This window comes from Methanotorris formicicus Mc-S-70 (assembly GCF_000243455.1).
Taxonomy (GTDB): Archaea; AGJL01; Methanococci; order Methanococcales; family Methanococcaceae; genus Methanotorris; species Methanotorris formicicus.
In genome coordinates this window covers 1-11,283 of record NZ_AGJL01000053.1, presented here as the reverse complement: position 1 = coordinate 11,283, position 11,283 = coordinate 1, and the positions used below count along the sequence as shown (strand labels likewise).

General features: G+C 34.8%; 11 protein-coding genes. 8 read left to right on the top strand and 3 right to left on the bottom strand.

The window, feature by feature from the left end; genetic code table 11:
- Positions 1-168 precede the first annotated feature (168 nt).
- Genes METFODRAFT_RS08140 through METFODRAFT_RS10745 form a run of 3 tightly spaced genes read right to left on the bottom strand, consistent with a single transcriptional unit; the run spans position 169 to position 1,630 of the window.
- Positions 169-378: a hypothetical protein gene (locus tag METFODRAFT_RS08140; RefSeq protein WP_007045109.1), complete on the bottom strand. Its 210-nt coding sequence runs from the start codon at positions 376-378 to the stop codon at positions 169-171.
- Between the two features lie 48 nt (positions 379-426).
- Positions 427-1,443 carry an RNA-guided pseudouridylation complex pseudouridine synthase subunit Cbf5 gene (locus METFODRAFT_RS08135; protein ID WP_394296034.1) on the bottom strand — a complete coding sequence of 339 codons (1,017 nt, stop codon included), beginning with the start codon at positions 1,441-1,443 and terminating at the stop codon, positions 427-429.
- A 13-nt stretch (positions 1,444-1,456) separates the two neighbouring features.
- Positions 1,457-1,630 carry an AtpZ/AtpI family protein gene (locus METFODRAFT_RS10745; protein WP_007045107.1) on the bottom strand — a complete coding sequence of 58 codons (174 nt, stop codon included), beginning with the start codon at positions 1,628-1,630 and terminating at the stop codon, positions 1,457-1,459.
- Between the two features lie 78 nt (positions 1,631-1,708).
- Here METFODRAFT_RS10745 and METFODRAFT_RS08130 point away from each other — a divergent pair, with 78 nt between their 5' ends.
- From METFODRAFT_RS08130 to cdhC, 8 genes are all read left to right on the top strand, one after another.
- A complete protein-coding gene (locus tag METFODRAFT_RS08130) occupies positions 1,709-2,221 on the top strand; it encodes a V4R domain-containing protein (protein WP_007045106.1) in 513 nt (170 codons plus the stop codon).
- An 11-nt stretch (positions 2,222-2,232) separates the two neighbouring features.
- On the top strand, positions 2,233-2,682 hold the full coding sequence (locus METFODRAFT_RS08125; protein ID WP_007045105.1) for an Lrp/AsnC family transcriptional regulator: 450 nt from the start codon (positions 2,233-2,235) through the stop codon (positions 2,680-2,682).
- 398 nt (positions 2,683-3,080) lie between these two features.
- A complete protein-coding gene (gene acsB, locus METFODRAFT_RS10285) occupies positions 3,081-5,285 on the top strand; it encodes an acetyl-CoA decarbonylase/synthase complex subunit alpha/beta (RefSeq protein ID WP_007045104.1) in 2,205 nt (734 codons plus the stop codon).
- A gap of 80 nt (positions 5,286-5,365) precedes the next feature.
- Positions 5,366-5,500 (top strand): transposase, encoded by a 135-nt coding sequence (locus tag METFODRAFT_RS10740; protein WP_007043599.1) that lies wholly within the window; start codon positions 5,366-5,368, stop codon positions 5,498-5,500.
- Positions 5,501-6,145: 645 nt separating this feature from the next.
- Positions 6,146-8,455: a CO dehydrogenase/acetyl-CoA synthase complex subunit alpha gene (cdhA, locus tag METFODRAFT_RS08115; RefSeq protein WP_007045103.1), complete on the top strand. Its 2,310-nt coding sequence runs from the start codon at positions 6,146-6,148 to the stop codon at positions 8,453-8,455.
- A 32-nt stretch (positions 8,456-8,487) separates the two neighbouring features.
- Positions 8,488-8,922, top strand: coding sequence for a CO dehydrogenase/acetyl-CoA synthase complex subunit epsilon (cdhB, locus tag METFODRAFT_RS08110; protein ID WP_007045102.1), 435 nt, complete (start codon positions 8,488-8,490; stop codon positions 8,920-8,922).
- 30 nt (positions 8,923-8,952) lie between these two features.
- The gene (locus METFODRAFT_RS08105) at positions 8,953-9,405 is read left to right on the top strand and encodes a 4Fe-4S dicluster domain-containing protein (protein WP_007045101.1); all 453 of its coding nucleotides are present in this window, start codon (positions 8,953-8,955) and stop codon (positions 9,403-9,405) included.
- A gap of 14 nt (positions 9,406-9,419) precedes the next feature.
- The gene (gene cdhC / locus METFODRAFT_RS08100) at positions 9,420-10,817 is read left to right on the top strand and encodes a CO dehydrogenase/CO-methylating acetyl-CoA synthase complex subunit beta (protein ID WP_007045100.1); all 1,398 of its coding nucleotides are present in this window, start codon (positions 9,420-9,422) and stop codon (positions 10,815-10,817) included.
- Positions 10,818-11,283: the final 466 nt, after the last annotated feature.

The window sequence follows — 11,283 nt, the reverse complement described above, 5'->3', positions numbered from 1 at the left end:
CCTTCAACCCGATAAATCCTCGGCGTAATTTGTAAAGCCTTACCAACAAAACTGTTAAATTCGTTAAAGGATTTTTATTATTGTGTGTTTTATCCCCTTCATGATTTCACCTCCATATTTTTTTGATATTAACTATTCGATATTACCAAATATTAAGTTTTCTATTAGTTAGTATGATGTTCGGAGATACTGAACAATTAACTTATCAATCTCAATTTTATTCTCTAGAATCAACTCCCTCCAAACTCCCGTCCAAGCACATAATTTATTTTTGGGATGTATATTAGATTGTGGAACAAAATTGTTTAAATCCAAAGGTGTGTGGTTTGTTGAATAGATAATTTCTGGTGGAACTATTGCCGTAATTCCAACTTTCATAATCACACCAAAAAAATAATTATGTTAAATTTTCTGTAACTCTAAAAATTACTTCTTCCTTTTCCACATTCTCGGATAAGTGTTTGGTTCCATATAAATCCTCTCAACATCAACTGCAACACCTTCATCTGCCTTTAAAATCTCCTTTGTGTTCATCAATGCCTTTCCAACCCCAATTGCTTCCCCTTTTAACGTCTCAACTAAAACAACCTCTCCCTTCCCAATCCCCTTGCTCAACTTAGAGATTCCCTTAACATAGACATCCGCCCCATGGCATATTGCATCAACTGCCGAATCTTTAACAACAACCTTTTTTAAATGCCTCAACCCATATTCAATTGGCTTTATTATTCTCCTTAACTCCTCCTTATCACCATCTTCTTTCCAAAAATGATATGCATCAACTAAATCTTGCAGATAAACGGCATCATTTTCCTCAAAAACCCCACTTTTTACCCTTCTCAATTCCTGCATATGGGCGGAGGTTCCTAATGCCTCCCCCATATCATCAACTAACTTCCTTATGTAAGTTCCTGATTGACATTTAACCCTAAACAAAATATCTCTCCCATCAATATCTAATATCTCCAATTTATGTATCTTCCTTATTCTTAAACTCCTCTTCACCGCTGCCTTTAGAGGAGGTCTCTGCAATATTTTCCCTTCAAATTCTTTAAATATCTTTTTTATCTTTTCCTCATCCGCATCCCTATGCAAATGCATTAAGCAGATATATTCTTTTGGGGGGATATGCCACATAGGGATGCATTTTGTAGTATTTTCTAATGCAATTGGCAAGACACCAGTTACCTTTGGGTCTAATGTCCCACCATGTCCCGCCTTTTTTAAATTTAATATCTTCTTTACCCATGTAGACACTTCATGAGATGTAGGACCAGAAGGTTTATCAATAACAACCACTCCATTTTTTAGTAAGTCATCCATTTCTCTCTCATATGGGTTACATCCATACTCTTCGTTAGTTTCTGCCTCTTCTTTAATTATTAGTTCCTCTTTCTCTAAAGAAGAATTGGGATGATTTTGAACGTCTTTGATTTTCGCAATCAAAATATCACCATTACCCATAATTCCTTATAAATTTAATAAATCGTGAAATTCCTGCTAAGATACCAATTAATAAACCAACAACTACATAAATCATATTGTTAGTTTGAGTACCTATTATGTAACCAACAATAATACCAATAACTATACATGAGACAAATTCCAACGCTATATCTTTAACTCTCATATTATCATTATAAATTTGAATTATTTTCTCAAAGATTTATATGTGATTATCCTTTATGATTTTATTGGTGGTGATATTATGGACAAGTATCTTTTGATGAAGAGAATAGATGAGAACATAGACAACTTAATAAAAAATAATCCACCAAAGAGAGATTTAGGAGATTTAATTCCATTATCAATATTTCAAGCGGTGAGGATTGGAATTTTAACAGCAGGATGTGGTGTTGAGGCAATATTATACAACATAGGTAAAGATATTGGAAAGAATGTAATATCAAATTATGTCAGTAACTCCCCAACAAGATTGTTGGAAAACTTTGCTGAAATATTAAAAAAGGCAAAAATTGGGATATTGGAAATAGAGAAAATTGATGATGATGAGATGATTTTAATACTGAGAGAGTGTGTTTCCTGCTACAATGCCCCAAATGTTGGAACTACATTGTGCCATTTTGAAGCAGGTTTGATAAGTGGAACTTTAGAGAGTAAATTAAAGAGACATGTTAAGGTTACGGAAACAAAATGTTGTGGTAAAGGAGATGATTACTGTGAGTTTCTTGTTAAAATTGGAGAGAGAAGATACTGGTAAATGGTGAAATAATGAATCTTGATAAAATTGATTTAAAAATACTAAGAATTTTGCAGGAGGATGGAAGAAAATCATTTAGAGAAATTGGAAGAGAGTTGAGGATAAGCGAAGGAACGGTTAGGGCAAGAATAAAAAAGATGAAGGAAAATGGTATAATAAACGGATTCCACATATCGGTAAATCCCCACAAATTAGGAAAGGATGTTGTTGCAATTTTAGGACTTTATTTAAAACCTTCTGAGGTAAAGAAAACCCTTGAGATTTTGAAGAGTTATGATGAGATAACCCAACTTTACCAAACCACTGGGGAATATGATGCAGTGTGTGTGGCTGTTCTTGAGGATATGGAAGAATTAGGAAGGTTTTTAAGTGAAAAGATTTATCCGCTTGTTAATGTGAATGGTTGTAAGGTTACTCTTGTTCTCAGCATCTTAAAAGATGGTCATAAGATTCCAATATAAATTATGTTTTTGATATTCAAAAAATCAGGAAAAATATTACTCAAAATCAAAAATAGAAAGTTTTAAAAACCCTATTTTTTTGCTACGCATTTATGCATTTTTCTTTTGATGATTATTAATCATACAAATAATTTTTTGTAGATTTTTGCTATTTTTGCAAATAACCATTAATAAAAATACGCATTGCGTAATTTACTATAATATATTATAGTCGTTTGTGTTGTGTTATTAGAATCCAAATTAAAATTAAAAATGTATTATGCTTTATTTTAAATTTTATCTATAATTTAGCCCATTTTTAAAGTTTACTGCACTCAAATGCGTGCAAATTTCCGCAAACGACAGTTTGTAGTTAAGATATTTGTAATGATTAATCATTATAAATGGTGGTGAAACAGATGGTTGTTGAAAATATAATTGAAGGGGCAAAGAAGGTGTTGAATTTAACAAAAGATGCATTAAAAGATGTAGAAAATAGGGAAGTTGGCTATAAAGGAACAAACTATAACCTCCCTCTAATATATGGTCTTTTAGGAAAAAAGATTAAAGACATCAATGAATTGAGGGAATTGATAAATTCACTTGAAATTAAAGATGATAAAACCTTAGAAAATGCTCTCGATGCAGGGGTTGTAACATTATTATGTGCAGAGGCATTGGAGGCACTAAAATACGCAACAGAAGAAACACCCTACAAAGAACCTTATGTTGGCTTTATTCCTGATGAAACCTTAAGGGGCTTAGGGGTTCCACTTGTAGAAGGAAAAATCCCGGCAATTTTGGTTGTTATTGGAAAGGTTGGAGATGAGGAAAAATTAAGAAAATTGATTGATGACATAAGGAAGAGAAATATTTTAGCGTTGTTTGTTGGGGAAATAGTTAAGGAAATGGATGAAGCAGGAATAGAATATGGATTGGATAAATTATTGGTTCCACTTGGAGATGGCATAACCTCTGCAGTCCATGCTGCAAACCTTGCTATAAGAGCCCCGCTAATTTTTGGGGGTATTGAACCAGGAAAGGCAGAGGAAATAATTGATTACATAACAAACAGAGTTCCAGGAGTTGTTGTGGCATTAGGGGATGTTGATGACATAACACTTGCAGCAGGGGCAGGGTGTATAAAGGCAGGAGTCCCAGTTATAACAAACAACCCAGTTCCAGTTATTGAAGGGGCATTAGAGAGTTCAGATATTGAGAATATTGTTGAAAATGCTTTGAAAATGAAAGGCGTTGAGGTTAAGGTTGCTGAATTTGATATTCCTGTGTCAGTAGGACCGATGAATGAGGGGGAGAGGGTTAGAGGCCCAGATATGCAAGTTGAGTTAGCAGGACCTAAGAGCTATGGTTGTGAGTTAGTTGTGGTTAAGGATGATGTTGAGGATGGTATTGAGGTTATTGGAAAAGAGTTGGATGAGATAGATGAGGGAAGTAGAAATCCATTTGCAATAGTTGTTGAAGTTAATGGAAAAGGATTAGAAAAGGATATTGAAGGGGTCTTAGAGAGGAGAGTCCATGAGTTCTTAAACTACATTGAAGGAGTTATGCACTTAAACCAAAGAGACCAAGTTTGGGTTAGGATAAATAAAAACTCATTCAACAAGGGATTGAGGTTAAAACACATTGCAGAGGTAGTAAAAGCATTATTTAAAGAACACTTCCCAATAATTGAAAAATGTAAGGTTAAGATTATAACTGATGAAGAAAAAGTTAAAGAAATCCTTGAAGAGGCAAGAAAAATATATGCTGATAGGGACGCAAGGGCAAGGGAGTTGAGTGAGGAAGATGTTGATGTATTCTATGGATGTGTAATGTGTCAAAGCTTTGCTCCTACACACGTCTGTATTATAACCCCAGATAGACCTTCATTGTGTGGAAGTATAAGTTATTTTGATGCAAGGGCAGCGGCAAAGATAGATCCAGAAGGGCCAATATTTGAAGTTCCAAAAGGAGAATTACTTGATGAGAAGTTAGGAATTTACTCAGGAGTTAATGAGGTTGTAGAAAGTAGGTCACAAGGGAGTGTTAAAGAGGTTGCAATGCATAGTGCATTAACAAGTCCTTGCACATCTTGTGGTTGCTTTGAGGCTATAGCATTTTACATTCCTGAAGTTGATGGGTTTGGGGTTGTAGATAGAAACTTTAAAGGGGAGACACCATTTGGTTTACCATTTTCATCCCTTGCAGGGCAGTGTAGTGGTGGAAAGCAAGTTCCAGGATTTGTTGGAATTGCAATAGAGTATATGCGGTCTCCGAAGTTTTTGCAGGGAGATGGTGGTTGGCAGAGGGTCGTTTGGCTTCCAAAGGAGTTGAAAGAGAAGGTTAAAGATGCAATACCTGAGGATTTATATGATAAAATTGCAACAGAAGAGGATGTATCAAATACTGAAGAATTGGCAAAGTTCTTAGAAGAGAAAGGACATCCAGTGATGAAAAAGGTTGAAGAAACTGAAGAAGAGAAAATAGAGGAGAGCAAAGAAGTTAAAGAAGAAGAAAAAGGTATCGAAATTGGGGAAACAATATTGGACATTGCAAAAGAGAGAGGTATTCAGATAATCATGAAGAATGTAAAGATTGTTATAAACTTCAATGTCAGGAGGTAATTTTGCTTTCATTTATTTTTTATTTCGCTCATCTTCACTTACAATTACATATATAAATAATAATCGCAATATATAATTTTATGAGCGTCGAAGTATATAAGTTATTCATACCAAAGGATGAGGAGTGTATTGCAATTATAAGGGAGATTAGATGGAGTGATAGATATACTTGCCCATATTGTGGTTCGAAAGATGTTGTAAAGATACAGATGTAATTCGTGTAAAAGACACTTTAACGACCTAACTGGAACTATATTCGCTAAAAGGCGAATACCTTTAGGAGAGATGTTTTACATAAAAAGATTTCTAATCATTTAACAGTTAATCACGCATCGAGGGAATACTCTACGGAATATAACTGCGAATGCTTCCATTCGATAATCAAACCTTATCTAAGAAAACATCGAGGCATTAGTCGAAAAAATCTCCACCTATATGTAAGCTTCTATACATTTATATACAACTATAAATCGAATTGGTTCTCTGAATTACTTATAATCATGTTAGGTAATGATACTTGAAGATGAGCGTTTTATTTTTTGTTTTTTTTATAACAATATATTTAAATTTATAAAATCGCAAATCGAAGATTTTTCTTAGGATAAATTAAAAATGCGTATTCTTTTATATTTTTATTTAAACATGTTAATTTATAGATTTGCAAATTGTAAAAATTTTCTGCATTAAATTAAAAAAATGCGTAATTAAATTCTTTATTTTTGCAAAAACGCCAGAGTAATACTTTTTGGAAATTTTTCATAACAAAATATTTATATGACACGTAAAAAATTAATATCAAAGAATAATTATAATGATTAATAATGATAAATTCGACAATTATCGATGGTGGAACCGTGAGAATGGAAGGAGATATAAAATCAATGTCATCTCCATTATTGAAATTAAAAAACTTCAAAATAAAAGGAACCATAAAATTTGGAGAGGAAGTTGAGGAAGAGGATTGGGAGCCAATGGGCCCTACACCAATGCCGAAAGTTCCAACGTTAAGGAAGTGGGACTTTAGACTATTGAAGAGATATCCTCCATTCTATATGCCAATTTGTGATATGTGTTGTCTATGTACTTTTGGAAAGTGTGATTTGAGTAGAGGAAAGAAAGGAGCATGTGGATTAGATATCAAATCCCAACAGGCAAGAATAGTTTTAATTGCATGTTGTATAGGGGCTGCATGTCACGCAGGACATAGTAGGCATCTTGTTCATTATTTGATAGAGAAGTTGGGTAGGGATTATCCAATAAACTTAGGCAACAATATAGATGTTGAAGCACCAATAGCAAGAACTGTCACTGGAATAAAGCCAAAGACACTCGGGGACTTGGAAAAGATTTTGGATTACTGTGAAGAGCAGATAACTCATTTACTGTCTGCAGCACACACAGGGCAGGAAGGTGCTTACATTGATTTTGAGAGTAAAGCACTACATGCTGGGATGATTGATGATTTAGCGAGAGAAGTGGGAGATATTGCCCAAATTGTTGGTTTTAATATGCCAAAAGGAGATGAAGATGCCCCATTAATAGAGTTGGGTTTTGGAACAATAGATAAGAATAAACCAGTAATTTTGTGTATAGGACATAATGTCGTTCCTGGTAGGTATATTATGGATTATTTGGAAGAAAATGATTTGGATGATAAAATAGAGGTCTGTGGAATTTGTTGTACTGCAATAGATTTAACAAGATACAATGAGGGAGCAAAGATTGTCGGTCCTTTATCAAGGCAGTTGATGTTTGTTAGGAGTGGAGTTGCTGATGTAGTTATTGTTGATGAACAATGTATAAGAACAGATATTTTAGAAGAGACATTAAAAACTGGGGCTGTTTTGATAGCAACAAACGAAAAGATGTGCTTAGGTTTAGAAGACATTTCCCATTTAAGTGAAGACGAAATGATTGGATATATATTGAGGAATAGGGCTGCTTTAATTTTAGATGAGGAAAAAGTAGGGAAAGTTGCTGTAGAATTATCTAAAATAATTTCAAAAGAGAGAAAGGACAAAAAATGCCTCCCTGACTTGAGTGAGGTTGTGGAACTTGCAAAGAAATGTACAGAATGCGGATGGTGCAACAGAGTATGTCCAAACTCATTTGAGGTAAAGGAGGCGATGATTGAGGCAAAGCAAGGCAAGTTTGACAAATTCGTTGAATTGTACAAAGTATGTTATGGTTGTGGTAGATGTGAGAGTGAATGTGAGAGGGATTTGCCAATCGTTAGCATGACAACAAAGGTTGGAGAGGCATTCATTAAGGATTTGAAATTTAAGATAAGGGCTGGAAGAGGGCCTATACAGGATGTTGAAATAAGGAGAGTTGGGGCTCCAATTGTATTTGGAGATATTCCTGGAGTTGTTGCATTGGTTGGATGCTCTAACCATCCAAACGGTGAGGAAGAGGTTGCAAAGATAGCAAAGGAATTCTTGGAGAGGAAATACATTGTCGTTGCAAGTGGATGTGCGGCAATGGCGATTGGAATGTGGAAGGATGAGGATGGAAAAACACTATATGAAAAATATGGCGGAAGTTTTGAATCTGGTGGATTGGTGAATGTTGGAAGTTGTTTAAGTAACTGCCACATAACTGGAGCAGCGATAAAAATAGCCAACATCTTCGCAAAAGTTCCATTGAGAGGGAACTTTGAGCAAGTTGCAGATTATATATTAAATAGAGTCGGGGCTGTTGGTATTGCATGGGGTGCAATGTCCCAAAAAGCGGCAGCAATTGCTACTGGAGTAAATAGATGGGGAATCCCTGTTATAGTTGGACCACATGGTGCAAAATACAGAAGGTTATATTTAAGCGATAGAGAGGACTTTGAGATTTTAGATAAAAGAACTGGAGAAATAATGAAAATTGAACCAACCCCAGAACATCTAATTGTAACAGCAGAAACGATGGAAGAATGTATATGCATGATTCCAAAACTCTGCATGAGACCAAATGACGGTCCAAAAGGAAGGGCAATGAAAATCTACCACTACGTAAGTGTTTATGAAAAATACTTTGGAACAATGCCGCCTGATTTGGAGAAATTCGTAAGAACTGAGCAAGATATTCCATTCATGATAAAAGACAAAGTTATGGATTATTTAAAAGAAAAGGGATGGAAACCAAGAGAAAAAATCCCAAAAGAGCCTACAATTATTTATTAATTAACTTTTTGATAAAATAGAAGGTGAAAAAGATGGATAGAACTACTCCATACCAACCAACATCAGGGACAAATTTGAATCATGCTGATATTGTTTCCCCAACCATATTAATTCAGATGATAAAAAGGAGCAAAAATCCTATTTTAATTGTTGGGTGTAAGTTGGATAAGGATATTGAGGAAGTTCTTAGTAAATTAAACATAAAAAAAATCTACACACCAAAAGAGATGAATTTGTTGGATATCATGAAATATCTTGCAAAGGGAGAACATGATTTGGCATTGTTCATTGGAATTACTTATTACTACCTTGCTCAGGCATTAACTCATTTGAAGCACTTCTCTTCCGTAATAACTGTGACAATTGACCCATTCTATCATCCAAACGCATGCTATTCATTTCCAAACATGAAAAAAGATGAGCATATTGATGTTATTAAAAAGTTAGTCGGTGCCTTGGGGAAATAATTAACTTTATTCATCATTGGGAGGGATACTATGAATCCAAAAATTATCGTCCTTGATCCTTCAAAATGCTCAAAATGTGATGATTGTATTAACAAATGTGCTGAAATTCATGGAGTAAGTAGAATAAAAAAATTTAACAACATTCCAATTTTTTGTATGCAGTGTGAAACTGCTCCATGTAAAGAAATCTGTCCTGTTGATGCAATTTATCTAAAAGAAAACATTCCAATCGTTGATAAAGAAAAATGTATTGGCTGCGGGATGTGTGCCATAGCATGTCCAATTGGGGCAATTTTTGTTGAAGAAAAGGTTGCCCATAAATGTACTCTTTGCTTGGATGTAGACAGGTTAACTCCTGCATGTATTGAGGCGTGTAAGGATAATGCATTAAAACTCGTTTGTGATGAGTCACTTGAGATAATTAAGGAAGAAAAACGGAAGAAACTCATTAAAATCATAAGTGAAAAGTTTGAAGAGTTATAATGGAGGTTTGAAACATGTTTGATGATATTCCTGTATCAGTTGGGCCGATGAATGAAGGGGAAAGAGTTAGAGGACCAGATATGCATGTTGAATTAGCTGGACCTAAGAGTTATGGTTTTGAACTTGTTAGGGTTGGAGAGGCAAGTGATAAAGTAGAGATTATTGGGAAAGATATTAGTGAAGTGGAAGAAGGGACAAGAACCCCTTTTGCAATCATTGTTAGGGTTGGTGGGGACAACTTAGAGGAAGATTTGGAGGGTGTTTTGGAGAGAAGAATCCACGAGTTCTTTAACTATATCGAGGGAGTTATGCACCTAAATCAAAGAGATAGTGTATGGATTAGGGTAAATAAAAGTTCTGCATCAAAAGGATTAACATTAGAGCATATAGGTAAAGTTATTCAAAGATTATACAAGGCAGAATTTCCATTTATAAAAAGTGTTGATGTTGAGTTGATTACCGATCCTGATAAGGTTAAGGAAGAACTTGAAAAGGCGAGAGAGGTTTATGCAAAAAGAGATGCAAGGGCAAGAGAGTTGAGTGAAGAGGATGTTGACGTATTTTATGGATGCGTTATGTGTCAAAGTTTTGCCCCTACGCACGTCTGTATTATAACCCCTGATAAACCAGCGTTATGTGGAGGAATTACCTACTTCGATGCAAGGGCAGCGGCAAAGATAGATCCAGAAGGGCCAATATTTGAAGTTCCAAAAGGAGAATTACTTGATGGGAAGTTAGGAATTTACTCAGGAGTTAATGAGGCTGTAAAAGAAAAATCTCAAGGTTCAATTGAAGAGGTTGCATTGCATAGTGTAATGTATAAACCATCAACATCATGTGGATGTTTTGAGGCGATAACCTTCTACATCCCTGAGGTTGATGGGTTTGGGGTTGTGCATAGGGACTTTAAAGGAGAAACTCCAATGGGTGTTCCATTCTCATCACTTGCAGGGCAGTGTAGTGGTGGAAAGCAGGTTGAAGGTTTCTGTGGAATGTGTATTGAATATATGAGATCTCCAAAGTTCTTCCAGGCAGATGGTGGTTGGCAAAGAGTAGTTTGGCTTCCAAAGGAGTTGAAAGAGAAGGTTAAAGATGCAATACCTGAGGATTTATATGATAAAATTGCAACAGAAGAGGATGTATCAAATACCGATGAGTTAATGAAATTCTTAAAAGAGAAAAATCATCCTATTGTTGAGAGATGGGCTGAAGTTGAGGAAGAAGAGGTTGAAGAAGAGGAGGAGTTTGTTGAAGAAGTTGAAGAAGGATTTGCAGTACCTACATTAGAACTCCCAGGAGGATTTGGTGGATTACCACCAGGAATAAAGATTATATTACACAACGCAGTTATAAAGGCAGAGAAAATAATCATCACAAAAGAAGAACCTTCCAAAAAATCTTCTAAAAAATAAATCTTTATTTTACGGTAGTTCCCATCAAATAGATAAATATATAACTATATGATTATAGATTACTACAAAAAATAGTTGGAGGTAATAACATCGTAGATAAATCTAAAATTCCGAGAATTAAGCGTTTAATAAATCTTATGCGAGCTAAGTTTTACCTAATAGTCGTCAAATACAAATCGCCATACACACGCAGAGAGAAAATATCTCTCTTAGACTTAATAATCTTTTCGGTTCTTTGTATGATATACTTTTCGGGAGTTTATAAGAGGGATTATGAAATACTAATCGAATATTTAGGACTATTTACAAAATTAGATATAACAAGATTGTTGAACGAATAAATAGATATGAACAACTTTTATTCGAGATTCAAAAGACTTTCCTAAACAAAATTGTTTATTATTCATAGATACAATCCCAATTGAAACGAAAAAATACCGTAAGGAAGGGAAGACATGAAAAAATT

What these genes read in the sequence shown, in the direction of transcription:
- METFODRAFT_RS08140 (WP_007045109.1), bottom strand. Translation starts at nt 378, where the DNA reads ATGAAAGTTGGAATTACGGCAATAGTTCCACCAGAAATTATCTATTCA.
- METFODRAFT_RS10745 (WP_007045107.1), bottom strand. Translation starts at nt 1,630, where the DNA reads ATGAGAGTTAAAGATATAGCGTTGGAATTTGTCTCATGTATAGTTATT.
- METFODRAFT_RS08130 (WP_007045106.1), top strand. Translation starts at nt 1,709, where the DNA reads ATGGACAAGTATCTTTTGATGAAGAGAATAGATGAGAACATAGACAAC.
- METFODRAFT_RS08125 (WP_007045105.1), top strand. Translation starts at nt 2,233, where the DNA reads ATGAATCTTGATAAAATTGATTTAAAAATACTAAGAATTTTGCAGGAG.
- acsB (WP_007045104.1), top strand. Translation starts at nt 3,081, where the DNA reads ATGGTTGTTGAAAATATAATTGAAGGGGCAAAGAAGGTGTTGAATTTA.
- METFODRAFT_RS10740 (WP_007043599.1), top strand. Translation starts at nt 5,366, where the DNA reads ATGAGCGTCGAAGTATATAAGTTATTCATACCAAAGGATGAGGAGTGT.
- cdhA (WP_007045103.1), top strand. Translation starts at nt 6,146, where the DNA reads ATGGAAGGAGATATAAAATCAATGTCATCTCCATTATTGAAATTAAAA.
- cdhB (WP_007045102.1), top strand. Translation starts at nt 8,488, where the DNA reads ATGGATAGAACTACTCCATACCAACCAACATCAGGGACAAATTTGAAT.
- METFODRAFT_RS08105 (WP_007045101.1), top strand. Translation starts at nt 8,953, where the DNA reads ATGAATCCAAAAATTATCGTCCTTGATCCTTCAAAATGCTCAAAATGT.
- cdhC (WP_007045100.1), top strand. Translation starts at nt 9,420, where the DNA reads ATGTTTGATGATATTCCTGTATCAGTTGGGCCGATGAATGAAGGGGAA.